The sequence below is a fragment of the Methylobacillus caricis genome, from assembly GCF_020532705.1.
In the GTDB taxonomy this organism is placed as follows: Bacteria; Pseudomonadota; Gammaproteobacteria; order Burkholderiales; family Methylophilaceae; genus Methylobacillus; species Methylobacillus caricis.
Window position 1 is genome coordinate 1 of record NZ_JAJAVD010000003.1, and the last position, 25,338, is coordinate 25,338.

Annotated in this window: 19 protein-coding genes, 3 tRNA genes and 1 rRNA gene; 20 read left to right on the forward strand and 3 right to left on the reverse strand. The window is 51.0% G+C overall.

The window, feature by feature from the left end; all coding sequences use genetic code 11:
* The 8 genes from rrf to pnp all read left to right on the forward strand — a co-directional run.
* Positions 1-110 (forward strand): 5S ribosomal RNA (gene rrf, locus LG200_RS09265); the annotation flags it as partial.
* Positions 111-276: 166 nt separating this feature from the next.
* On the forward strand, positions 277-711 hold the full coding sequence (gene rimP, locus LG200_RS09270) for a ribosome maturation factor RimP (protein ID WP_226757351.1): 435 nt from the start codon (positions 277-279) through the stop codon (positions 709-711).
* A 27-nt stretch (positions 712-738) separates the two neighbouring features.
* Entirely contained in the window at positions 739-2,205 is a 1,467-nt protein-coding gene (gene nusA / locus LG200_RS09275; RefSeq protein ID WP_226757352.1) for a transcription termination factor NusA, read from the forward strand.
* 87 nt (positions 2,206-2,292) lie between these two features.
* The gene (infB, locus tag LG200_RS09280; RefSeq protein ID WP_226757353.1) at positions 2,293-5,046 is read left to right on the forward strand and encodes a translation initiation factor IF-2; all 2,754 of its coding nucleotides are present in this window, start codon (positions 2,293-2,295) and stop codon (positions 5,044-5,046) included.
* 4 nt (positions 5,047-5,050) lie between these two features.
* Complete coding sequence (gene rbfA, locus LG200_RS09285; RefSeq protein ID WP_226757354.1) at positions 5,051-5,422, forward strand: 30S ribosome-binding factor RbfA; 372 nt, start codon at positions 5,051-5,053, stop codon at positions 5,420-5,422.
* A gap of 16 nt (positions 5,423-5,438) precedes the next feature.
* The gene (truB, locus tag LG200_RS09290) at positions 5,439-6,347 is read left to right on the forward strand and encodes a tRNA pseudouridine(55) synthase TruB (RefSeq protein ID WP_226757355.1); all 909 of its coding nucleotides are present in this window, start codon (positions 5,439-5,441) and stop codon (positions 6,345-6,347) included.
* 207 nt (positions 6,348-6,554) lie between these two features.
* Entirely contained in the window at positions 6,555-6,824 is a 270-nt protein-coding gene (gene rpsO / locus LG200_RS09295; RefSeq protein ID WP_015829110.1) for a 30S ribosomal protein S15, read from the forward strand.
* 93 nt (positions 6,825-6,917) lie between these two features.
* Positions 6,918-9,059, forward strand: coding sequence for a polyribonucleotide nucleotidyltransferase (gene pnp, locus LG200_RS09300; RefSeq protein ID WP_404809801.1), 2,142 nt, complete (start codon positions 6,918-6,920; stop codon positions 9,057-9,059).
* Positions 9,060-9,222: 163 nt separating this feature from the next.
* Here pnp and dksA read toward each other — a convergent pair whose 3' ends face one another.
* Positions 9,223-9,645 carry an RNA polymerase-binding protein DksA gene (dksA, locus tag LG200_RS09305; protein WP_226757356.1) on the reverse strand — a complete coding sequence of 141 codons (423 nt, stop codon included), beginning with the start codon at positions 9,643-9,645 and terminating at the stop codon, positions 9,223-9,225.
* Positions 9,646-9,790: 145 nt separating this feature from the next.
* Positions 9,791-10,654, reverse strand: a complete 864-nt coding sequence (gene folD / locus LG200_RS09310; RefSeq protein WP_226757357.1) for a bifunctional methylenetetrahydrofolate dehydrogenase/methenyltetrahydrofolate cyclohydrolase FolD — start codon at positions 10,652-10,654, stop codon at positions 9,791-9,793.
* An 81-nt stretch (positions 10,655-10,735) separates the two neighbouring features.
* Between folD and LG200_RS09315 the strand changes: the two genes are divergently transcribed.
* The 4 genes from LG200_RS09315 (at position 10,736) to LG200_RS09330 (ending at position 13,628) form a co-directional block, all read left to right on the forward strand.
* Positions 10,736-10,812: transfer RNA gene (locus LG200_RS09315), tRNA-Pro, on the forward strand.
* Between the two features lie 30 nt (positions 10,813-10,842).
* Positions 10,843-10,919, forward strand: a tRNA-Arg gene (locus LG200_RS09320).
* A gap of 25 nt (positions 10,920-10,944) precedes the next feature.
* Positions 10,945-11,020 (forward strand) — tRNA-His (locus LG200_RS09325).
* A gap of 415 nt (positions 11,021-11,435) precedes the next feature.
* The gene (locus LG200_RS09330; protein ID WP_226757358.1) at positions 11,436-13,628 is read left to right on the forward strand and encodes a putative bifunctional diguanylate cyclase/phosphodiesterase; all 2,193 of its coding nucleotides are present in this window, start codon (positions 11,436-11,438) and stop codon (positions 13,626-13,628) included.
* A 148-nt stretch (positions 13,629-13,776) separates the two neighbouring features.
* Here LG200_RS09330 and LG200_RS09335 read toward each other — a convergent pair whose 3' ends face one another.
* Positions 13,777-14,070 carry a hypothetical protein gene (locus LG200_RS09335; protein WP_226757359.1) on the reverse strand — a complete coding sequence of 98 codons (294 nt, stop codon included), beginning with the start codon at positions 14,068-14,070 and terminating at the stop codon, positions 13,777-13,779.
* Between the two features lie 177 nt (positions 14,071-14,247).
* On the opposite strand from LG200_RS09335, the gene LG200_RS09340 reads away from it, so the two are divergent.
* The 8 genes from LG200_RS09340 to LG200_RS09375 all read left to right on the forward strand — a co-directional run bounded on the left by LG200_RS09340 (position 14,248) and on the right by LG200_RS09375 (position 25,328).
* Entirely contained in the window at positions 14,248-15,690 is a 1,443-nt protein-coding gene (locus LG200_RS09340) for a sigma-54-dependent transcriptional regulator (RefSeq protein ID WP_226757360.1), read from the forward strand.
* Entirely contained in the window at positions 15,690-17,036 is a 1,347-nt protein-coding gene (locus tag LG200_RS09345; RefSeq protein ID WP_226757361.1) for an ExeA family protein, read from the forward strand. The genes LG200_RS09340 and LG200_RS09345 overlap by 1 nt, the downstream gene beginning before the upstream one ends.
* 76 nt (positions 17,037-17,112) lie before the next feature.
* The gene (gene mshL / locus LG200_RS09350) at positions 17,113-18,927 is read left to right on the forward strand and encodes a pilus (MSHA type) biogenesis protein MshL (RefSeq protein ID WP_226757362.1); all 1,815 of its coding nucleotides are present in this window, start codon (positions 17,113-17,115) and stop codon (positions 18,925-18,927) included.
* Positions 18,911-20,113 (forward strand): tetratricopeptide repeat protein, encoded by a 1,203-nt coding sequence (locus tag LG200_RS09355; protein ID WP_226757363.1) that lies wholly within the window; start codon positions 18,911-18,913, stop codon positions 20,111-20,113. Before mshL ends, LG200_RS09355 begins: the two co-directional genes overlap by 17 nt.
* Positions 20,114-20,196: 83 nt before the next feature.
* Positions 20,197-21,900: a GspE/PulE family protein gene (locus LG200_RS09360; protein WP_226757559.1), complete on the forward strand. Its 1,704-nt coding sequence runs from the start codon at positions 20,197-20,199 to the stop codon at positions 21,898-21,900.
* Positions 21,901-21,906: 6 nt separating this feature from the next.
* Complete coding sequence (locus LG200_RS09365) at positions 21,907-23,112, forward strand: type II secretion system F family protein (RefSeq protein ID WP_226757364.1); 1,206 nt, start codon at positions 21,907-21,909, stop codon at positions 23,110-23,112.
* A 15-nt stretch (positions 23,113-23,127) separates the two neighbouring features.
* Positions 23,128-24,717: a hypothetical protein gene (locus tag LG200_RS09370; RefSeq protein WP_226757365.1), complete on the forward strand. Its 1,590-nt coding sequence runs from the start codon at positions 23,128-23,130 to the stop codon at positions 24,715-24,717.
* Positions 24,714-25,328 (forward strand): hypothetical protein, encoded by a 615-nt coding sequence (locus LG200_RS09375; protein ID WP_226757366.1) that lies wholly within the window; start codon positions 24,714-24,716, stop codon positions 25,326-25,328. Before LG200_RS09370 ends, LG200_RS09375 begins: the two co-directional genes overlap by 4 nt.
* Positions 25,329-25,338 lie beyond the last annotated feature (10 nt).

The window sequence follows — 25,338 nt, forward strand, 5'->3', positions numbered from 1 at the left end:
GCGGCCATAGCGAATTGGAACCACCCCTTCCCATCTCGAACAGGGCCGTGAAACGATTCTGCGCCAATGATAGTATACTTCTCGTATGCGAAAGTAGGTCACCGCCAGGCTTTTATTTAACGCTCAGATTCTCTTCTGAGCGTATGCAAAGGCCCTCTATACGAGGGCTTTTGTTTTTGTGTTATCAATTCATCGTTTGGATTGATATAATGTGATTCTTTGGGATGGGCGTTAAGCCCATTTTTTATTTGTAAAAACCGTAGTTTAGGGTTTGATATGCAGGATTTATACACATTATTGGATAAATCTCTTGCTCAACTGGGCTATGAACTGGTTGATATGGAGATGTCTAATCGCGGAAAGTTGATACGCTTGTTCATCGACAAGCCTGAGGGCATCAATATTGACGATTGCGTACTGGTGAGCAATCACCTGAGTGACCTGTTGGCTGTTGAACATGATATTGATTACGATCGACTTGAGGTGTCTTCCCCAGGCCTTGATCGCATCTTGAAAAAAGAAACTGATTATGTACGTTTTGCGGGCGAACGTGCCCAAGTGAAAGTGCGTATCCCTGTTGAGGGCAGAAAGAATTTTTTAGGCATATTGCGTGGCTTGGACCAAGGTAACCTTGTGATCGAGTGCGATGGTGTGGAGCAGCGGATTGCACTGTCCAATATTGATAAAGCACGGTTATCCCCTGAGTACTAAGCACCAAATTTTTTGGCGGAGATTGAAATGAGTCGCGAAATATTACTATTGGTTGATGCATTGGCCCACGAGAAAAATGTGGCCAAATCCGTCATTTTCACGGCGCTGGAGTTGGCATTAGCTTCTGCAACCAAGAAGCGCTTCACTGAAGATGCTGATGTTCGTGTAGAGATAGACCGTGAAAATGGTGAATATAATTCTTTCCGTCGTTGGCAGATTGTAGCTGAAGAGGCCTTGGAAAATCCTGGTGCGCAGATTGCCTTGGGCGACGAACGCGCCAAGGATTTGGCTGAAGGTGAATATGTCGAAGAGCCTTTGGAATCTGTCGAATTTGGTCGTATTGGTGCTCAAGCTGCCAAGCAGGTGATACTTCAAAAAGTACGTGAAGCCGAGCGTGAGCAAATTCTGGACGATTTCCTCGCTCGTAAAGAGCATTTGGTGACTGGTGTCATCAAGCGTATGGAAAAAGGTAATGCGATTATTGAAGTTGGCCGTATAGAGTCTATCCTTCCGCGTGAACAGATGATTCCTAAGGAAAACCTTCGGGTAGGTGACCGTGTACGTGCCTATCTGTCACGTATTGAGCGTGGCGGAAGGGGCCCTCAATTGATTCTTTCGCGTATAGCCCCAGAGTTCCTGATCAAGTTGTTTGAACTTGAAGTGCCTGAAATCGAGGAGGGCTTGCTTGAGATTCGGTCGGCCGCACGCGATCCTGGCTTGCGGTCGAAGATTGCAGTGAAGTCCAATGACCAGCGCCTTGATCCAGTTGGTACTTGTGTTGGTATGCGTGGATCACGTGTACAGGCTGTGACTGGCGAGTTAGCCGGTGAACGTGTTGATATCGTATTGTGGTCTATGGAGCCTGCGCAGTTTGTCATTAATGCTATGGCGCCTGCTGAAGTGTCAGGAATTGTCGTCGACGAAGATGCGCACAGTATGGATGTGATTGTGGATGAAGAGCAGCTAGCTCAGGCGATTGGCCGCAGTGGCCAGAATGTACGTCTGGCTTCCGAGCTGACCGGCTGGACATTGAATATCCTGACCGAAGAAGAAGCAGCGAAGAAAAATGAAGAAGAGCATACCGGCATCCTGCAATTGTTTGTAGACAAGCTGGATGTGGATGAAGAGGTTGCAGAAATATTGGTCCAAGAGGGTTTCAGCACACTTGAAGAGATTGCTTATGTGCCATTGGCAGAAATGAGCGAAATCGAAGCGTTTGATGAAGATACCATCAATGAGCTGCGCAAGCGCGCACGTGCCGCCTTGCTCACTGAAGCTATTGCCAAGGAAGAAAAGGTTGAGGAAGCTTCAGAGGATCTGTTGACAATGGATGGCATGGATGAGGCTACTGCTCGTAATCTGGCTTCCAAAGGTGTTTCAACCATGGATGATTTGGCGGATCTTGCAGTAGATGACCTTGTCGAGCTGACTGGTATGGATGTTGAGCGCGCCAAGCAGTTGATTATGACAGCGCGTGCTCCATGGTTTGCTTAAGCTGTGGATTGATGCAAAGTGAATTTAGCATAGCTAAGAAGAAATGCACTGTGAAATAGTGCAAATAGAAGAGACTGGAGTAACAGAATGGGACAATCGAGCGTAGCACAGTTTGCCAATGAATTAGGGCTGCCGGCTGAACTGCTTCTGGAGCAACTGAAAAGTGCTGGCGTGAATAAATTGGCATACGAAGACATCCTGACGGAACAGGATAAGACTTCCTTGCTGGAATATTTGCGTAAAGAGCATGGTGGACAGGCGCCCAAGAATAAAATTACGCTTACCCGCAAGCAGGTAACCGAAATTAAGAAGTCAGATAGCAGTGGCAAGGCGCGCACCATCCAGGTTGAGGTGCGTAAAAAGCGTGTCCTTGTCCGTCGTGATTCTCCAGTTGACTCTATCAATGAAGAAGAGCCGTTGGCTGAGGTGCTGGTTGATGAGCATGATGATTCAATTGCGCTCGCTGCTGAGCAAGCAACGGGATCCGTAGTTGATGTTGTCGCAGAGCCTGAGGTCGAGCCGGAAGCTGTAGAGTTGGTTGTTGAGGCTGAGCCAGTCACCATTGAAGAAGAAAAAGTGCCTGAAGTGAAGGTGGAAGAGCCAGTTGTGGCTCCTGAGCCTGTCTCTGAAAAGCCAGCAGAACCCGTGGTTCGTACCAAGCTAACCGCTAAAGAGATTTTTGGTGCAGATGAGCTTGCGCTGCGTGAAAAAGAAGCCAAGCGCCACGCTGCGTTGATTGCAATCCAGGCTGAAGACCTGCGGAAAAAACAGGAGCTTGCAAAGCGCAGACAGGAAGAAGAGGCGAAACGTGCGGCCGCAGCGGCAGCAAGCACCAAGCTGTCTGAGGGAACTTTACATAAACCTGTGGCAAAGGAAGCGCCAAAGACTGACGACAAGGGTGCCAAGAAGGGTGTTAAGAGCGGCAAGGAATGGGCAGATAGCGACAACAAGAAACGTGGTGGCGTCAAGGCTCGCGGTGATGCGGGCGGAGCCCAGGGATGGCGCGCGCACAAGAGCAAGTCGTCCAAATCCCAAAAGAATAGCAGTAGTGATCAGCAGCATGCATTCAATGCGCCGACTGAGCCTATAGTGCATGAGGTGCTGGTTCCTGAAACCATTTCCGTTGGTGATCTTGCCCACAAGATGGCAGTCAAGGCCAGTGAGGTGATCAAGGCACTCATGAAAATGGGAATGATGGTGACGATCAACCAAGTATTGGACCAGGAAACTGCGATCATCATCGTGGAGGAAATGGGACACAATGCGAAGGCAGCTGCCTCCAATGATCCGGAAACTTTCCTGGATGATGAAGAGTATGCGGAAGCCATACAGGAAGCACGCCCACCAGTTGTTACGGTGATGGGTCACGTTGATCACGGTAAAACATCCTTGCTGGATTACATTCGTCGTAGTCGTGTGGCCTCTGGTGAAGCAGGCGGCATTACACAGCACATTGGTGCTTACCATGTGGAAACACCGCGTGGCATGGTGACTTTTCTGGATACACCGGGTCACGAGGCATTTACTGCAATGCGCGCCCGCGGTGCCAAAGCGACTGATGTAGTGATTCTGGTAGTAGCAGCTGATGACGGTGTCATGCCGCAAACCATTGAAGCCGTGCATCACGCCAAGGCGGCAGGTGTGCCACTGGTGGTGGCTGTTAACAAGATTGATAAACCTGAAGCCAGCCCCGAGCGTGTCAAACAGGAACTGGTGACGCATGAAGTCGTGCCTGAAGATTGGGGTGGCGACACCATGTTTGTCGAAGTCTCGGCCAAAACAGGACTCGGTATCGACAACTTGCTGGAAGCTGTGTTGCTGCAAGCGGAAGTACTTGAACTGAAGGCGCCCAAGAATACCCCAGCCAAGGGCTTGGTGATTGAAGGCCGTCTGGACAAGGGCCGTGGCCCGGTATCAACCATTCTGGTGCAATCCGGTACGCTCAAGCGTGGTGACATGATACTGGCTGGCAGCGCTTATGGACGTGTACGTGCCATGCTGGATGAAAGTGGCAACGACGTGAAAGAGGCTGGCCCATCCATCCCGGTAGAAATCCTGGGACTGTCCGATGTGCCTAACTCTGGTGAAGAAGTCATTGTGCTGAATGATGAGCGCAAGGCGCGCGAAATTGCCTTGTTCCGTCAGGGCAAGTTCCGGGATGTGAAGCTGGCGAGACAGCAAGCTGCTAAGCTTGAGAACATGTTCGAGCAGATGGGCGAGGGCGAAGTCAAGGTACTGCCGTTGATCATCAAGTCCGACGTGCAAGGTTCTTACGAAGCTTTGGCGACTTCTTTGCAGAAATTGTCCACCGATGAAGTCAAGGTCAACATCATCCACACCGGTGTGGGAGCGATTACCGAATCTGACGTCAACTTGGCTGCAGCATCCAAGACCGTGATCATTGGTTTCAACGTGCGTGCCGATGCAGGTGCGCGCAAGCTGATTGAAAGCTCCGGCGTTGATGTGCGCTACTACACCATCATCTATGAGGCTGTGGATGAAGTGAAGGCGGCATTGGGCGGCATGTTGTCACCAGAACAGAAGGAAAACGTGATTGGCACCGTGGAAATCCGCGAAGTCTTCCGTATTTCCCGCGTTGGTGCAGTGGCCGGTTGCTATGTGCAGGATGGTGTCATCCGCCGTAACTCCAAGGTCCGCCTGCTTCGTGACAATGTGGTCATCCATACCGGTGATCTGGATTCGCTCAAGCGCTTCAAGGATGACGTCAAGGAGGTTAAGTCCAACTTTGAATGCGGCTTGTCCCTGAAGAACTACAATGAAATCGAAGTCGGCGATATCCTCGAGGTATTCGAAGTGGTTGAAGTAGCGAGAACACTCTAAGCGTATGGCCAAGGAATTCTCCAGAAGCGATCGGGTGGCAGAGCAGATTCAGCGTGAGCTCGCTGATCTGCTCCAATTTGAAGTGAAAGATCCGCGCGTTGGCATGGTAACAGTGACGGAAGTCGAGGTCAGTGGTGACATGGCACATGCGAAGGTCTATTACACGGCTGCGGCTGGAAGCGTAGAGTTGCAGAAAGGGCTGGAGAAGACAGCAGGTTTCCTGCGTAGCCAGCTGGCAAAGCGCTTGTTGCTGCGCACAGTGCCGCAATTGCATTTTGTCTATGATGCCTCGATTGATCGCGGCATGCACATTGCCAAGCTGATCGACGAGGTACTGCCGCCCTCCGCACCTGATCAAGACGACGAGTCTGCCTGAGCAAAACGGTTACGCTGTGCAATTCAGACGGGTCAAGCGCAATATAGACGGCGTGCTGCTGCTGGACAAGCCGCTCGGCATTTCCTCCAACCAGGCATTGCAGATAGTCAAGCGGCTTTACCAGGCGGCCAAGGCCGGCCATACCGGCAGCCTTGACCCGTTGGCAAGCGGCCTGTTGCCCATCTGCCTGGGCGAAGCCACCAAATTTTCCCATTTTTTATTGGATGCTGACAAAAGCTACCGGGCATTGGTGACCTTGGGCAGCACGACAACGACAGGCGATGCCGAGGGCGAGGTGCTGGAGCGATTGCCGGTCACTACGACGCCAGCCGAGTTGGAAGCAGCACTGAAAAAGATGTTAGGCGATATCTTGCAGGTTCCACCCATGTATTCTGCCTTGAAGCATGGCGGCAAAGCGCTTTATGAATATGCCCGGGAAGGCGTGGAAATTGTCCGGGAGCCTAGGCCGGTTACCATACATGACATTACGCTCGAGCGGTTTGACGGCAAGCAGTTTGAGATGGTGGTGTCATGCAGCAAAGGCACTTACATACGGACGCTGGCAGAAGACATTGGCAAATTGCTGGGTTGTGGCGCCCATCTTGGTGGTTTGCGGCGCCTGACGACGGCCCACTTCAATCTGCAGGATGCGGTGACGATCGAGCAACTCGATCAGATGTCGCTGGAGCAGCGCGACGTAACCCTGCTGGGGGCGGATGCTGCAATCGAGGATTTACCCCAAGTCACCATTGATGCCGATAGCACTTTTTATTTATTGCGCGGCCAGGAAGTGTGGAAGCCCGGGTTAAGGATCGAAGGATTGTTCAGGCTTTACTCTGCACAGGGCGTTTTCCTGGGCATTGGCGAACAAACTCCCCGCGGCTCTATTGCTCCCAAGCGTTTGCTTCGTCAGGCGGGTCAGTAATATCAATTGAAAAATTTGCTTGAGTGATTCCTGGCTATTCACCATTGGCTTTTCAGCAGCTACAGAGTATGTCAATACTGGTTTATTGAACTTATACTTAAATGGGGTTATAATTAAAAGTTAATTGTAAATGAATGCTCTAGCGGGCTTGATGTAACCTGCATTTGCATTGACGCAAAACACATCTCACAACACAGGATTTAAGTTATGGCAATTACAGTTCAAGAAACAGCAAAGATTGTTGCTGATTTCCAACAAGCTCCAAACGATACAGGTAGCCCAGAAGTTCAAGTTGCACTTCTTAGTGCTCGCATTACCTATTTAACCGAGCATTTCAAAAGCAATGCCAAAGATCACCATTCCCGTCGTGGTCTGTTGAAGCTGGTAAGTCAGCGCCGCAAGCTGCTGGACTACCTTAAGCGCAAGAATGCCGATCGCTATCGTACATTGATCGAACGCTTGGGTCTGCGTAAGTAATCATCGCGCACTTGTGAATTCATAGGATAAGCCGAAAGCAAAGCGGGAACGCAATGCTTATCGGCTTATTTTTTTATCTAAAGGACAATTATCGTGAAAGCAATTAAAAAAACGATTGCCTACGGTCAGCATGAGCTGACCCTTGAGACTGGTGAGATTGCCCGCCAGGCTGATGGTGCTGTAATGGTTAGCTACGGTGATACCGTAGTGCTGGTGACTGTGGTTGGCAAGCGTGAAGTCAAGGCTGGTCAAGACTTTTTCCCACTGACCGTGGATTATCAAGAGCGTACTTATGCGGCTGGCAAGATTCCAGGCGGTTTCTTCAAGCGTGAAGGTCGCCCTTCCGAAAAGGAAACGCTGACTTCCCGCCTGATCGACCGTCCGTTGCGCCCCCTGTTCCCAGAAGCTTTCCTGAATGAAGTGCAGATCGTTGCTACTGTAATGTCATCAGATAGCGAAATCGATTCCGATATCCCAGCGATTATTGGTGCTTCTGCCGCGTTGGCTGTTTCCGGTATTCCATTCTATGGCCCGATCGGCGCTGCACGTGTAGGCTATATCGGCGGTGAGTATGTACTCAACCCTACCGCTAGCCAGCTGAAAGAAACCGAGCTGGATCTGGTGGTGGCTGCTACCAGCAGTGCTGTGCTCATGGTGGAATCTGAAGCCAAGGAGCTGCCAGAAGATGTCATGCTGGGTTCTGTAGTCTATGGTCATGAGCAAATGCAGGCTGTTATTAATGCCATCAATGAGTTGGCTGCAGAAGTGGGTAATGAACCATGGGATTGGACCCCGCCTGAAGAAAATACTGCCTTGATCGAAAAGGTAACAGCTGCTGCTGGTGATGATATCAATGCGGCCTACCAGATCAAGTCCAAGGGCGCGCGTTCTGCCAAGCTGGATGAGGTGAAGAGCCGTGTGCTGGCTGAATTGGTCACTGAGGAAACTTCCAGTGCTGAAGCCGGTGAAATCAAGAATATTCTCCACAACCTGGAAGCCAAGGTTGTACGCACCCAGATCCTGAATGGCGAGCCTCGTATCGATGGCCGTGATACCCGTACTGTGCGTCCTATCAGCATCCGTACCGGCGTGCTGCCACGTACTCACGGTTCTGCATTGTTTACCCGCGGTGAAACGCAAGCGCTGGTAGTGGCGACTCTGGGCACCGGCCGTGATGAGCAGATCATTGATGCGCTGCAAGGTGAATATACTGACCGCTTCATGCTGCATTACAACATGCCTCCCTATGCAACTGGTGAGACTGGCCGTGTCGGTACGCCAAAGCGCCGTGAAATCGGTCATGGCCGTTTGGCCAAGCGTGCTTTACTGGCTGTATTGCCTAGCCAGGAAGAGTTCGGTTATACCATCCGTGTCGTGTCGGAAATTACCGAATCCAACGGCTCCAGCTCCATGGCTTCTGTCTGTGGCGGCTGTTTGTCCCTGATGGATGCAGGCGTGCCAGTCAAGGCACATGTGGCGGGTATTGCCATGGGCCTGATCAAGGAAGGCAACCGCGTTGCTGTTTTGACTGATATCTTGGGCGACGAAGATCACCTAGGCGACATGGACTTCAAGGTAGCGGGTACTGAGAGTGGTATTACTGCCCTGCAAATGGATATCAAGATTACCGGTATTACTGCAGAAATCATGCAAGTAGCCTTGTCACAAGCCAAGGAAGGGCGTTTGCATATCCTGGGCCTGATGAAGGAAGCCATGGGCGAGACTCGCCAGGAGCTGTCCGCATTTGCTCCACGTATCATCACCATGAAGATCAATCCCGAGAAGATTCGTGACGTAATCGGCAAGGGCGGCGCAGTGATTCGTGCCTTGACAGAAGAAACCGGTACGACCATCGATATCGAAGAAGATGGCACTATCAAGATTGGTTGCACCAGCGCTGAAGCCGGTGAAGAGGCCAAGAAGCGTATTGAGGCGATCACTGTTGAAGTTGAAGTGGGCCAGGTATACGAAGGTACTGTTATCAAGTTGCTCGATTTTGGCGCGATTGTCACATTGTTGCCAGGCAAGGATGGTTTGCTGCATATCTCTCAAATTGCTCATCAGCGTGTCAATGCTGTGAGTGATTTCCTCAAGGAAGGTCAAGTAGTCAAGGTTAAGGTGCTGGAAGTGGACGACAAGGGTCGTGTTCGCTTGAGCGCCAAGGCGCTGCTTGAACAGCCTTCCGCGGAAGAAAAATCTGAAGAGCCAGCAGCTTCAGAACAGCAGGATGCATGATTAAGCTTATAAAGCTATAAACAAAAAGGCCGGATAGTATATCCGGCCTTTTTTTATTTCATCCAATCCAAACCTATGAACAGGTGCTAGCTGTAATCAAATTTTTGGCTAAGCTAGAGACGACCAATGCCTAAAGGAGGATTGGTTCAAGGAGTTGAGAAGCTTACTTGGCGACTTGCTTCTCGCGGATTTCATCCAGAGTTTTGCAATCTATGCATAGCGTTGCTGTTGGACGGGCTTCTAGTCGTTTAAGGCCAATTTCTATGCCACAACCATTGCAATATCCGTAGTCGCCTGCATCAATCTTGGACAGGGTTTCGTCAATCTTCTTGATCAGCTTGCGTTCGCGGTCACGGTTGCGCAGTTCAAGCGCCATGTCGGATTCCTGGCTGGCCCGGTCATTCGGGTCAGCAAACATGGTCACTTCGTCCTGCATGGTGTGAACCGTGCGGTCAATATCATGACTAAGCTCTGCTTTCCAGTCGTTCAAAATCTTCCGGAAATGATTGAGTTGCTTTTCATTCATGTATTCCTCACCAGCCTTGGGCTGGTAAGGAACAAATTGTCGTGTAATTGCTTCAGCCATGTGCGCCTTGAAGTTAATTTTTTTGATTAACAGAAAAATAAAGCAGGCGCAAGTGTACACTGAATAATTCAGTGATGCAAAAGCCTTGGTTGCCCAGAGCCAGAATAAATCGCGGCACATTGGTAGCAGCCGCTTGTTTTATTATCTAGCGCGAAGCTGTTTCCCGCAGTTCTAGTGCTTTCAGGGTGTTTTGCATCAGGGTTGCTACCGTCATGGGGCCTACGCCGCCAGGCACAGGAGTGATCCAGCCAGCCCGTTCTTTGGCGACAGCAAACTCCACATCACCGCAGATTGTGCCGTCATCCAACCGGGTAATACCGATGTCTATCACGATGGCGCCAGGCTTGATCCATTCACCCTTGATCAGGCCTGCCTTGCCAGCAGCAGCCACGACGATGTCAGCACGCTCAACATTGGCCCGCAGATCCTTTGTGTGCCGATGACAGCTGGTGACGGTACAGCCTGCGAGCAGCAATTCCAGCGCCATGGGCCGGCCTACATGGTTGGATACACCAATAACCACCGCATCCATGCCAAGAACCTTGATACCGGTGGACTGCAGTAGCTTAATTACACCAAAAGGGGTGCACGAGCGCAAAGTGGGCTGCCGGACGGCCAGTCGGCCAATATTGTATGGATGGAAGCCATCAACATCCTTGGCGGCACTGATGGTTTCTATGACCTTCTTTTCTTCTATATGAGCAGGCAACGGTGACTGCACAAGAATGCCATCCACTTCATCGTCATCGTTGAGTTGCGAGATCAGGCTCAAAAGATCGGCTTCAGTGATAGTGGCAGGCAGGTCGTAAGAAATGGATCGCACACCAGTTTTTTCACATGCCAGTTTTTTGTTGCGGACATAGATGGCAGAGGCCGGATCGGCACCGACCAGAATGACTGCCAGCGTTGGCGCGCGCAAGCCAGAGGCCAAGCGATTGTCTATTAATGATTTTGTCTCGCTTAGCGTTATTTCAGCGACAGCTTTTCCATTGATGATTTGGGCAGTCATAGCAATTTTTTTGAAAATAATGCGCCATTTTAGCAGAATCAGTTTGACCTTCCCCCTAGGATGCGCTATATTTCTCGCCCTCGGGGTGTAGCGTAGCCTGGTAGCGCGCCTGCTTTGGGAGCAGGATGTCGGGAGTTCGAATCTCTCCACCCCGACCAGTTTTTTAAATGTCTAGATTGCCCGACAATCTGCCCGTAGCTCAATCGGATAGAGCACCAGCCTTCTAAGCTGGGGGTTACAGGTTCGATTCCTGTCGGGCAGGCCATTTTACTGGTTTCCCAGTTTCAATGGTGGCTGTAGCTCAGTTGGTAGAGCCCTGGATTGTGATTCCAGTTGTCGTGGGTTCGAGCCCCATCAGCCACCCCATCTTACTTCCCTTTATTTATATATAGATTTTATTGAGTCGTTTTTTGTGACTGAATATTTAAATCATTGCATTTGTCCTGATTCTGTCCTTTGGGAGAATTATGGCAACATTTTGCAAGATAGCGGGTAAGCTACAAGCCTGTGTCCAACGGGGTTAATCAACCTCCATTAAGTCGTACATTCCCAATTAAAGCAAAGTATGGCTCTTAGAGCTGCTGATTAAATATCAACCTGAGATATCACCTTAAGAGGCGTGGAGCGCTTGGTTCTTATACCGTATATAGGGAGGGTAGTGAAGCGCATGGACGATGGCAGCTACCATTGTCTGGTATAAATTTCCATCTTATGATGGTGACCTAAAATTATATTTAGTTAATGACTTCGTCTCCCTCATGCTGCTTATAGGAAATTTCTAATGAAATGTCCCATGATCCCGCCGGATGAAAATGAACGTTTACAAGCATTGGCTGCGTATGGATTAGGACAAGACAGGCCACTTCCTGCGCTTGAGCCAGTGGTGCAAATTGCGGCTCGCATGTTCGATATGCCAGTAGCGGCGATCAACATGATTGGCAGTGATCATGTGTTCTTTGCTGCCAGTGTCGGCGTGGGCACTGTGGATATGGGACGGGATGTTTCCTTCTGTGCCCATGCCATTAACCAAACCGATGTGATGGTGGTGCCCGATTCCCATCTGGATGAACGGTTTCACGATAACCCATTGGTGATTGGGCCTGCCAACTTACGGTTTTATGCAGGTGTCCCATTAACTTCGCCCGATGGGTATGCCCTAGGGGCCTTGTGTGTCATTGACGGGCAACCCAGAGAGTTTTCCGACGAAGATTGCGAGCGTTTACGCGAACTTGCCAAAATGGCGGTAGATCGCTTGGAATTGCGTCGCCTGGAAATTTCAACCGAACAATCCCGCCGCCCGTTCGAGGAGTTTGCACGCAATTCACCCACTGCGGTTGTCTGGTTTGATGCCCATCTCAAAATCATAGCTTGGAATCAGGCGGCGGCAACATTACATGGTTACCGTCTTGATGAAGGTGAAGGTTTATTTATTGATCAACTGATCCCAGAGCGCGAGCATCACATGTTCCATCAATTGGTATCGCAGGCGGTTACCACAGGCACATTTGATGGCATATCCATGCCCGAAACCGCTTATGGCCTCCGCAAGGATGGGACTGAGTTTGAGCTGGGACTTTCACTCTTCTGTTGGCAAGAACATGGACAACTCATTTTCAATGCACATTTGCATGACATCACAGCAAAAAAACGCGAAGAAGAAGAGCTTCATCGGTTAGCTACTACAGACTTACTCACCGGCCTGGCAAATCGGGGATGCTTTTATCGCGAAGTGGAACATGCCTTAGTAGCTGCCAGGCCTATCGCTGTGTTGATGCTGGATCTTGATGGATTCAAGGATGTTAATGACACGCTAGGACATGCGGTAGGAGACAGTATTCTGCGTGAAGTAGCGCATAGACTGGAGGAGGGGATTGGCAAATCGGGATTGGCAGCAAGGATTGGAGGCGATGAGTTCGCATTGTTAGTCCATCCCATGGATGATCTTGTCCAAGCACAGTCCATTGCACAAACCTTGATTAATAGTCTTGCCAAGTCCATCGTGATTGACCACCACGAGATTCGTATCACAGCTAGTTGCGGTGTGGCGATATCACCTCAACATGCACAAGAAGCCCTGGAATTGATCGGGAATGCAGACCTGGCCTTGTTCCATGCCAAGCGACTGGGCGGAGCACAATCCTTTGTATTTGTACCAGCGCTCCGCATGGAAGCAGTGGCGCGCCATCTCTATGGTTTGGAGTTGCATCGTGCAGTACATGAAGGCGAGCTTGTGCTTTTCTACCAGCCACAAATCCGATTGTCCGATGGTTCACTGGCAGGTGCCGAGGCACTCATCCGTTGGCGGCATCCGGAACGCGGGCTGCTATCACCAGCTGCTTTCCTGCCAGCATTGGAAAATGGCCCCTTGGCTGCAACAGTGGGGGACTGGGTGCTGGATCAGGCTTGTGCCCAGGTTGCGCAATGGAGAAGGTACGGGCTGAGAGATTTTAGGATGGGGGTCAACCTGTTCGGGGCACAGTTCCGGGTGGATGACCTGGCTGCGAAAGTCATCTCTGTGCTTGAGCGGCATGGATTGCCGCCATCTGCACTGGAATTGGAAATCACAGAAAATATTGTGCTTGAACATGATGAGGTGGCACTCGAATCCCTACGACGTTTGCGGGAGGCTGGTGTCGGAGTGGCTTTTGATGATTTTGGCACAGGATACGCATCCCTGAGCCTGCTCAAGCAATATCCTCTAAGCCGTATCAAGATTGATCGTTCCTTTGTCCAGGGCATGCTTGAATCTCAACAGGACAAAACTGTTATCAACGCAGTGATTGATATGGCAAACGCATATTCGCTGGAAACAATTGCAGAAGGGATTGAAACTGCTGAGCAGCAAATGGCATTGCTTGAAATTGGCTGCTCCGAAGGCCAGGGATATTTATTCTCCCGACCTTTGCCCGCAATTGAATTTGCTGATATGTTTGGCTTGGTGCACCACCTGTCGAGGCTATCGAGAAATGCTTAGATCAGCAATCACAACCATTAATTCTCTGTAGTATCTTACCCAGAAGTTTACAAACGCTAACTGCATTGGTTGGCCGTGATGCGTGTCACTGTTATCCAGCCTATTGTGTATATGCAAAAAGCCTCAGGCTAGAGACTATATTTAAGCTTTAATATTCATCGCCCTCTTCATCATCTCCATCATTATCAATAAAGCCTTGTACATCATCCACGGTGATGCCTGTACCATCGTTGATGGATTCGATCTTTCTGGATGAAAAAGACAGTACTTCGGTGGCAACATGTTCTGCCGAATATTGGTTGATCCTATCAATAAGCGACTCCATAAACTCGGCAAATGTTGTGTCTTCGGTTACCGTTTCATAGGTATGGTCCAGTGCTATCTGGGCAATGGATGGAAAATAGTCGTTGATTGCGTTAATGGAATTTTCGTCTAGAGACATGGCTAACTCCGGGATAATGATGGGGATAATTATCCACTAAACGGCATTGGGCTTCTTAATTTTTCATATGCCTTTCATCTCAGGGCCCTTGCCTTGTATGATTGGGGTGATGTGCTTATAGTAGCGCCATGAAATCAATACTTCCACCGTCCAGAACTTTTCATGAAGGCCGCCTTGATGGCTGAACACCGCCCTGCATTAATCATTATTGATGATGATCCGCTGATCACTGATACCTTGCATTTTCTGCTTGGCAAGGATTTCGAAGTTTATGTCGCTGAATCCCGTGCCCAGGCCAAGAGTTTGTTGCGCCAGTTGGAAGAGCCACCGTCATTGGCGTTGGTCGATCTTGGCTTGCCTCCTGTGCCACATAAGCCAGATGAAGGTTTCAAGGTCATTGGCGAGTTGCTGGCACATGCACCTACCATGAAGATTCTGGTGCTTTCTGGTCAAAACGAAGAGGTCAATGTCAAGCATGCATTGGCATTGGGAGCTGTGGACTTCATTCCCAAGCCTTGCAATGTCGAGCGCTTGCGGGAGCTGCTGCAGAATGCATTGAAATTGCAGGATGCAGAATTGGGCGAGGAGCTCAATGCCCAGGATGGTTGCGGTCTGCTCGGTGATAGTTTGCCCATGCAAACATTGCGGACGCAGATCATGCAATTTGCCGATGCGCCCTTTCCCGTGCTGATCGAGGGCGAGTCCGGCAGTGGCAAGGAGTTGGTGGCGAATTGCCTGCACCGTTTAAGCCGGCGTTCCCAGCAGCCTTATTTGTCAGTTAACTGTGCTGCAATTTCCCCCACATTGGCAGAGTCAATACTTTTCGGTCACGGTAAAGGTTCATTTACCGGGGCTGCCAATGCGCATACCGGCTATTTTGAAGATGCTGGTGAAGGCACATTATTCCTGGATGAGATTGGCGAATTGCCGTTGGAGCTGCAGGCAAAACTATTGCGTGTGCTGGAAAATGGTGAATACCAGCGCATCGGGGAAACACAGACTAGACGCAGCCGTGCACGAATTGTCGCAGCAACCAATCGTGATTTGCGCGAGGAAGTACGGGCCGGGCATTTCCGCATTGATCTTTATCATCGGCTCAGCGTCTTTTCAGTGCGTGTACCGCCATTACGGGACCTTGAAGAGGATCGTTATCTCCTGCTTGAGCATTTCAACAATTTCTATTCACGTGAAACGGCACAAAAACCGTTTGCGTTCGACGATAAGGCGAAGCAACGCTGGTTGGGTTACCACTTTCCGGGCAATGTCCGCGAGTTGCGCAATATCATCATTCGCCTGATTGCCAAATACTCCGGCCGCTTGGTAACGGATGTGCAGCTGGCTGCTGAACTCGATCTCATGCATGCTGGCATTACGAACAATATAGTAGAGGCATCGCCGGCAACGGATGATGCTTCCATGGCCAATCAGGCATACAAACATTTGCAGATGCAGGCCAACGTCAACCTGGACCAGGTATTGAAGGCTTGGGAGCGTGCCTATGTAGATGCTGCTATGAAGATTACACACGGCAACCTGAGCCAAGCTGCCAAGTTGCTGGGGATCAACCGCACCACCTTGTATAGCCGCATCCAATTGCAGCAGGATTTCAAAGGCGAATAGTGTATTACGCCCATTTTGGCTTGAAAGAGCCGCCATTCAAGATCACACCGAACACGGACTTCTTCTTTTCAGGAGGAAACCGTGGTGCTGTGCTTGAAGCGCTGCTGTATGCCATCACCAGCGGCGAGGGCATCGTCAAGGTGGTGGGCGAAGTGGGCAGCGGCAAGACTATGTTGTGCCGCATGTTGCAAACAATGTTGCCGGCCCAGGTGGAAAGCGTTTATCTGGCCAATCCCAGCATGGCCCCTGAAGACGTGGTGTACGCAATAGCGCTGGAATTGCAGCTGGAGCTTCCTGCAAATGCGGAGCGCCTTCAGGTCATGCAGCAGTTGCAGCGCTATTTGCTGGAAAAACATGAGGCTGGCCAGCATGTGGTGGTGTTTGTAGAAGAGGCGCAGGGCATGCCTCTGGCAACGCTTGAGGAAATTCGCTTGCTGACCAATCTGGAAACGCGTCACGATAAATTGCTGCAGATTGTGTTGTTCGGTCAGCCGGAGCTGGATGAGAACCTTGACCAGCGACAGATCCGCCAACTCAAGGAGCGCATCACTCACAGTTTTTATCTTGGTCCGCTGCGGGAAAACGAAATTGCAGAATATTTGATTTTCCGCTTGAGGGCTGCCGGTTATTTTGGCCCGCCATTGTTCACCAAGTCCGCTATACGCTTGCTTGCCCGCACCGCTCAAGGATTGGTGCGTCGAGTCAATATTCTGGCAGACAAGGCGTTGTTATCAGCATTTGCAGGAAATGTGTACCAGGTTGATCATAAACATGTGCAAGCAGCTATCAGGGATAGCGAGTTTGCAGCAGAGTTACCTGCGAGTGAGCGCGGGCTGCGAAGATTATTTATCGGCATGTCCATTGTCCTGCTGCTGACAGGTGGTTTTGCCGGCTTATGGTTATTTCAGCAACAGGGTGATGATCTACAGGTGGCAACCGGCAATCCGTCAATTGTCCCTCTGGCCGAACCAGGGTTGGTAGACGAATCACGAACCCCCACGCCTGATGAACAGGGCAATACCTTGCTCCAAAACCGGTTGGAGGATAGTACCGGCTGGCTGGAACAGCAGGCTGAAGGCAATGTGACCATCCAGTTGGTCCGGAGCGATGATGAAGACACCGTCAATCAGCAATTGGGTCAGCTGACAAGCACGCTGGAGCTGGATAATATTCATGCAATTCGTACTAAAGTTGGCGAGAAAGCTTTCGTTACCATTTTATATGGCACATATTCGAATCGTCAGGATGCCGCCATGGCGCTGCAATCACTACCTGCAGCTGCGGCCACTGCGCCCCAATTGCGGACAATTGCTGGAATTAGAGAAGAAGTAAAACAACATCAATAGCTTATTGTTGCAATCGCATGTAGATTGTGGGATAAATCTCTTGAAATCATCATAACGAGAATTAAGGGAGGGTATTTTGCCCGGTCAGCTGCAAAAAATTGCCAGTATATTGATTCTGCCATTTCTTGGTCTGGCAAGTTGCGCTCATCAATCTACCGTGTCTCCTTCCACTGGGCATATCTCGGAATCGCCACCTCCCGCAGTTGGCCCAGCCAGCATCCCCAAACCGGTCAAGAGCGCTAGCTATCTGCCACCCCCTATTGCCAGATCAAAGGAGCAGACCTATAGCGTGGTAGTCAATGATGTTCCAGTGAAGGAAATATTGTTTGCCCTTGCAAGGGAAAGCAAACTGAATATTGATATTCATCCTGCCATACAGGGGCGAGTGACTTTGAATGCAGTTGATCAAACGCTGCAAGCCATTCTGGAGCGGCTTGCCAAGCAAGTGGACCTTACCTACAGGGTGGACGGCAGTGTACTGAGCATTACGCCTGATATGCCGGTGTTACGCAGCTACAAAGTTGACTACGTGAATATGTCGCGGGATACCACGGGCTTTATCGGTGCGGCGGCAGAGATTGCCAGTACAGGGCGCAGTGCATCGACAACTGGTGGTGGTGCAAGCGGTGGTTCGACCAGTAGTGGTTCTTCGTCGTCAGGTACAGGGGCGGCCAACAGCTCAAGAACGGCTGTGAATAGCGAATCTAAAAATCATCTTTGGGAAACGCTGATCCAGAATTTAAAAGATATTCTGGCTGAAACTGACAAAGAGGTGATTATCACGCGAGCCGGTAATACGGCTCAGTCGCCTGATGTGGCACAAATGGTCGGAGCTGAGGGCGCCGAGACGCCGACCTCGGTCAGATCTGGTGTGGAGGAGCGCGAGCAGGCGCGGACGGAATACAAAACTCTGTTTGCCGCAACTGTCATTGCCAGCCCAGAAACGGGCATTGTGAGTGTAAGGGCCACTAATCGACAACATGAGAAAGTGCAGGAATTTCTTGATAAAGTCATGACTAGTGCCCGGCGGCAGGTATTGATAGAGGCCTCCATTGTAGAAGTGACCCTTAATGACACTTACCAGGCCGGTATCGACTGGTCTCGTATTGGTAACGGTTTTAACATGAATGAATCCTTGGGCTTGGCCAGCGTGCTTGCTCCGGCCGGGATTGCCGGTACTGCGGGAACCAGGGCGCCATTCAGCATCGGCTATTCTTCCAGTGATATCAATTTAAGTTTGCGTTTGTTGCAGCAGTTTGGAAATACCAAAGTGTTATCCAGTCCCAAATTAATGGTGCTGAATAACCAGACTGCAGTGCTTAAGGTGGTCGATAATCTAGTTTATTTCACTATTCAATCACAAATATCCCAAGGTTCTGCCTTGGGTGCGAATAATCTCCAGTCCATTACTACAACCCCCAATACTGTGCCAGTCGGTGTTGTCATGAGTGTAACGCCCCAGATCAATGAGACAGGCCTTGTTAATATTAATGTCAGGCCAACGATTTCGCGGGTATTGAGTTATGTGGATGATCCGAATCCCCAGCTGGCGGCGGTGACACCTCCGATTGTAAGCAGAATTCCCCAAATTCAGGTACGTGAGCTGGAATCAGTATTGCGAGTGAGTAGTGGGGATACGGCAGTTTTAGGTGGTCTGATGCAGGATAATATCCAGCAGGCCACTGATAATGTCCCTGGCATTTCAAAAGTGCCTCTTTTAGGAAAATTGTTTACTGCGCGAAGTAACTTCAATGTCAAGACTGAGCTGGTGATTTTTCTGCGCCCGGTGGTGATTCAGAATGCCAGTCTCGAGAGTGATGAACTGAGTAGTTACAAGGAGTATCTTCCTGCGCAACAATTGCAGAAGCTGATCAATGAGTCTGTTAATTAAAGCGCTGCAAAAGGCCGAGCATGGCAAGAATGATCAGCAACTGGAGAAGGCTGATATAGAAGATTTCTTGCTGGAGTTGGCACCCGTTGGTGAGCCAGAGTATGTTCCTCCCGACAATAAAGATGCAGGCCAAAAGCCTACTGCGCAAAGCCAGTTGGACAAAACCACTTCGGATAACCAGCAAGCCGCCGCAAAACTGCTGGCAGCAAAAGCCCGGGGGCCAGTACGGGTGGATTCCCGCATTTCACCACTGGTATTGGGATTTTTGTTGCTTGGATTGATGCTGGCGATTGGGGGGGGATTTTTATGGTATGCGAATTCTTTCTTGGCACAGCCTGAAGTGATTGTACCGCGTCCGGTTGCGCTGAAACCCGCGGATGTACCAATAGCAACGCCTTCCCGGCTTGAGGATGAGCCAACAGCAATACAAACAGATATTGCTGATGATGAGGTGGCAGCATCTGCAGGGCAGCCACAAAAGATGGAAAGTATTGACGCCCGGGCGCCGTTATCTAGCCCTCCCGTGAAGGCTGCTGCAAAACAGCCTATGGCATTTGGCGAGCCTGTAGCCGATCATGTCAACAATGGTGTGCAAATCAGCCGGAATCGCCCATCTACTGGGATTAATAGCACGGTCATGCTGGCATATCAGGCGTTTAATCGTGGTGATGATGCTGTGGCACAACAGGCGTATCGCCAGGTTTTACAGGGAGATGCGCGCAATATCGACGCCTTGTTGGGCATGGCGGCAATTGCTGCACGCCAGGGACGTAATAATGATGCATTAGGTTGGTATGCCAAGGTGCAGGAGATCGAGCCCCGGAACAGCATTGCACAGGCCGCAAGGCTTGAGTTGGTCAGCCAGGCAGATCCGCTGGCGAGTGAGTCACAGCTGAAAAGCCTGATTGCCCAACAGCCTGAAGCAGCCTATTTACACGCGGCTTTGGGTAATCTATATGCAGAGCAGGCCCAATGGCCCTTGGCCCAGCAAGCGTATTTCCAGGCGCATCATCTGGATGCAGCCAATCCGGAATATGCATTTAACTTGGCGATCAGCCTGGATCAAATGGGCAAGTCGGCACTTGCGCTGCAATATTATCGCCAGACACAAGCTTTGCTGGCGGTGCGGAACTCTGCTGCGGTGGATAAAGCACAACTCGAAACGAGAATACAGCAGCTCCAATAACTATTCATCCGCGTATAGGATGGCTAGGTAGACAATATGCTCAAGTACGCTTGAGCAATAACCAAGATAAAGACCCGCAATTCATGGTAGAACAGCGTCGCAAGCTTCGGTTGGGCGAATTGATGGTACAGCAGGGCCTGATCAGTCAGGACCAGTTGCGTATCGCCCTTATGGAGCAGGATCAAAGCAATATTCCCCTGGGCCGTCAGCTGGTACGCCTGGGTTTTGTTACAGAAGCCATGGTCCGAGACCTGGTGGCGCATACCATAGGCCAGGAGAGTATTGACCTGGCGACGGTAATTGCCGATGGCGATGCCTTGCAAATGGTGCAGGAAGGTTTTGCCCGGCGTTATCATTTGTTGCCGGTGGCCTACGATGTTACCAGCAACCAACTGACAGTGGCCATGTCCGATATGTTCAACGTGGTGGCGCTGGATCAACTGCGTGCCATGATCGGCGGCCAGATACAGGTCAAGCCGGTATTGGCAGCAGAGGCGCAGCTTGAAGAATATATCGACCAGTTCTATGGCTATGAACTATCGGTTGATGGCATTCTGCGTGAAATCGAGACTGGCGAGATAGATTACCAGAGCCTGCAGACTGGCGGCGATGAATACACCCAGCCCGTAGTGCGGCTCGTGGGGGCATTGCTGATGGATGCGGTCAAGCGCGGGGCTTCGGATATTCACTTTGAGCCGGAATATGCCTTTTTACGCATACGTTACCGTATCGATGGTGTGTTGCAGCAGATACGCAGCCTGCACAAGACTTACTGGCCCGGGATAGCTGTCAGGCTCAAGGTGATCAGTGGAATGGATATTGCAGAGACGCGTTCGCCACAGGATGGCCGCCTGAATATGAATTTATCTGGCCGGCCTATCGACTTTCGTGTGGCCAGCCATCCCACCATCCACGGCGAAAATATCGTATTGCGGGTACTGGACCGTGAAAAATCCATCATCCCGCTGGAGCGCATGGGGTTGCGTGACCATACGCTGGATGAACTCAAACTCATGATGACGCGTCCCGAAGGCATTCTGGTGGTCACCGGGCCGACCGGCAGCGGTAAAACAACCACGCTTTATTCACTGCTATCCTTCCAGAACACCGAGGCAGTCAATATCATGACGCTGGAAGATCCGGTGGAATATCCCGTCACCATGATGCGCCAGACCTCGGTGGCCGAAGTAAACAAGGTGGATTTTGCCAACGGCATACGCTCCATCATGCGGCAGGACCCTGACATTATCCTGGTTGGCGAAGTCCGCGACACGGATACGGCCACCATGGCGTTCCGTGCCGCCATGACGGGCCATCAAGTGTTCACCACCCTGCATACCAATTCCGCTCTGGGAACATTTCCTCGCTTGCTGGACATTGGCATATCACCGGACATCATGGCAGGCAATATCATCGGGGTAGTGGCGCAACGCCTGGTGCGTGTGCTTTGCCCGCACTGCAAGGAGGCCTACTCACCTAATGAGGATGAGCGTAAGCTGCTGGCAAATAAAGCCAGGCCGGATATCAGGATCTACAGGCCGGTGGGATGCAAGCAATGTACCTATACGGGGTATCGGGGACGTATGGCCATCATGGAGTTACTGCGTATCGATAGTGATATGGATTCCCTGATTGCACGGCGGGCGCATTTTGATGAAATGCGCACCATGGCATTGGAGAAAGGCTTTACCACTCTGGCGGAAGACGGCATCCGGCGCATTGTGGAAGGCTATACCAGCCTGGCCGAGGTAATGCGCGTGATTGATCTAACGAGTCGTGTCAGGTAAGGCAGCGTGCCGACATTCAATTACAAGGCGGTGGATCAGGTCGGCAAATCTGCACAAGGGCAGATTGATGCCCTCAATGAAATTGATCTGGAATTACGCCTCAAGCGTATCGGGTTGGACCTGATCACGTTCCGGCCTGCGCCAAAACCCCCCTCGATTTTTACCCGCAAGAAGGTCAGCCTGCAGGATCTGGTGATTTTCTGTTTCCAGCTGGAACAATTGAGTAGCGCAGGCGTGCCCTTGCTGGAAGGGCTGGTTGATTTGCGCGACAGCACAGCCAATCTCCATTTCCAGAAGGTGATTGGCTCATTGGTGTCCTCAGTTGAGGGCGGGAAAATGCTGTCACAGGCCTTGGCCGAACATCCGCAGGTGTTCAACCGGGTATTCATCAGCCTGATTAGGGCAGGCGAGCAGACAGGACGCCTGCCAGATATTTTCCAGCACCTTGCCAGCACCTTGAAATGGCAGGATGAATTGATTGCCCAAACACGCAAGTTGCTTGCCTATCCTGTCTTTGTGCTGGTGGTAGTATTATCCGCCGTGGTGTTCCTCATGACTTACCTTGTGCCACAGATGGTGTCGTTCCTCACCAATATGGGGCAGGAGCTGCCGTTGCAAACGCGGATACTGATCGCGGTGTCAAATGCCGTTGTCAATTACTGGTGGCTGATGATTTCCCTGCCCGTGGCATTATTCGTCGTGCTGGCGATTGCGATCAACAAAAGCCCGGAAATGCGTTATCGCTTTGATCTGCTCAAGCTCAAGCTGCCCATTACCGGGGATATCCTGAACAAAATCATCCTGGCCCGGTTTTCCCGTTATTTTGCACTCATGTACCAGACTGGAATTCCGGTACTGGATGGCATGCGCAACTGCGAGGAGATTGTTGATAACCGCGTAGTGGCCGATGCATTGAACCGTGCATGGCAACAAATCAATGCAGGCGACAGCATGAGCGAGAGTTTCCGCAATGCAGGATTGTTTCCGCCGCTGGTGGTCCGCATGATCCGGGTAGGGGAGAGTACCGGCGCACTGGATAAATCCTTGCTGAACATCAGCTATTTCTATGACCGCGATGTCAATGAGTCGGTCGAGAAAATGTTGAAGATCATAGAGCCTGCATTGACTGTATTTCTGGGCGGCATACTGGCCTTGATCATGTTTTCCGTACTCGGTCCGGTGTACGATTCGTTTAGCCAACTCAAACTGTAGAACTGCTCATTATTCATGTTCGAGAGAATCATACTTTGTGCCAGCCATGACCGCCTGACCGCCGGGCGCTGGCGTTTTGGCCGCTTGCGCAACTATGAGTTGTTCAATAATGATGTGCAAGGCCAGCGAGCGTTTGCCAGCTTCTTGCAACGTTATGCCTATGCCCCCATTTATTTGCTGGCAGATGCGCAAGAAGAGGATTTCCACCTGGAAACCCTGCCGCATACGACGGGGAGAACCCGTCGTGAAATGCTTCAACGCAAGCTTAACCAGGTGTATCGAGGCGCAGATTTCCGTACCGCACAGTTTGTTAGCCGGGAGCGTGGCAAGCGCAAGGATGACCGGTTCCTGTTCGTCGCGCTGACCAATGGCGATTTCCTGCAGCCCTGGCTCGAAATCATTGGCTTGCAGCAGGCCCCTTTGGCCGGTATTTACAGCCTGCCCATGGTCAGCCAGGTATTTTTGCGCAAGGTGAATATCACTGCACCCAATATCCTGTTGAGCGAACATCTGGCATCCGGCTTGCGGCAAAGCTTTTTACATGAAGGCAAGTTACGCATAAGCCGATTGGTGCATATACCAGCTGAAGCCCACAATCAGCTGGGCTACTTTCATCTGGTTGAGACTGATAAGGCCCGCCTTTACCTGCTCAGCCAGCGATTGATTGCGCGGGACACTCCACTGCAAGTGGTGCTGCTGACAACAGATGACAATACTGAGGAGATTTGCCGCAATATCGAGCAGGAGCAAGGGTTGCAATGCCGTGCCGTCAAACTGGGCAATGTGGCTGGTCGATATGGATTGCCGGCCCATTTGATTGAGCATGCGCCAGAGTTGTTGCACATGCATTTGCTGGCACGTGGTAACAGGCCTGACAACCTTGCACCGGCACTGCTTATCAAGACCTACAAACTTGAGTTCTTGCGCAAGAACATGATGGTGCTGGCGCTTTCCGTTGCCATGCTGGCCTTGTTGCTGACTATATACTACCTACAACAGTCTATTAGCGAGGCGCAGGAGATTCAGCAGGCCATGGCAGACACCAGGGAGCAGGAGCAGCGTTATAACGATGTGGCGATTGATTTCCCGATGACACCTATTTCTGGCGCAGACCTGCAGGCGGCAGCCGAAATACATCAGTCTATCCAGCGGCAGGAGGCATCGCCGCAGCGCATGATGCAGGTATTGAGCGCGACACTGGAGAATATGCCGAATATCCAACTGAACAGGCTGCGCTGGGTATTGAGCAGTGATCTTGCCATCAAGGATGAAGAGGCGGCTGGTACCACGGCCCAGACGACCTCGGTACCTAACTCAACAGCTTTTGCGCCAGAGCCGAATGTGCTTTACCAGGTGGGCTTTATCACGGGTGAGATCCGGGGCTTCACCGGCAATTACCGTAATGCGCTGGAAACCGTGCACAAGCTTGCAGAATCCCTCAAGGCCAATACCAACCAGGTGGCTGATGTGATGGTTCTGCAGCAGCCCGTGAATGTGAGCTCCTTCAGCAGCTTGCAGGGCAGCACCACTGATGAGCGCACTGCCCAGCGCCAGGCCGCAGTATTCAAGATCATGCTGATACTCAAGCGAGAGGTGCCAGCATGAAACTGACGCAACAAGACTGGCAAAGGTTGGGCGTGCCACTGTCTGCCTTGTTGCTGGCAGTGGTGTTTGCAGTAGTGATCATCAGTTACGCACAGTCGTATCGGGATGAGATCAGTCAGAAGCTGCAGCAGCAACAAAGCCAACTGATGCAGGCGCGGGCCCGTTTGCAGTCATCAGGGCAGGAACGTGAAAACATTATTCGCTATCTGCCGGTTTACCAGCGACTGATCAACCAGGGTTTTATCGGTGAAGAGCGGCGCATCGAGTGGGTGGATGCCTTGCGTAATATTCATCAACAGGAGCGCCTGTTTGGCATCAAATACAGCATAGGAGCCCAAGAGCTTTTTAAGCCGGAATTTATCAATAACCTTGGACCTTTCAGCCTGTATCGTTCTATCATGAAATTGGAACTCCCATTGCTACACGAAGGAGACCTGCTGGCCTTGCTGGACTCGCTCAAACATCGGCAGGCAACGCCTTTTATAGTGCGAGACTGTACTATCAACCGTACAGGCATTTTCAATGCCGTTAACCTGGTTCCTGTAGCGACGGCTGAATGCGAACTTGACTGGCTGACATTGCATGAATCTGCATTGGGAGCCGCGCCATGAAACAATATCT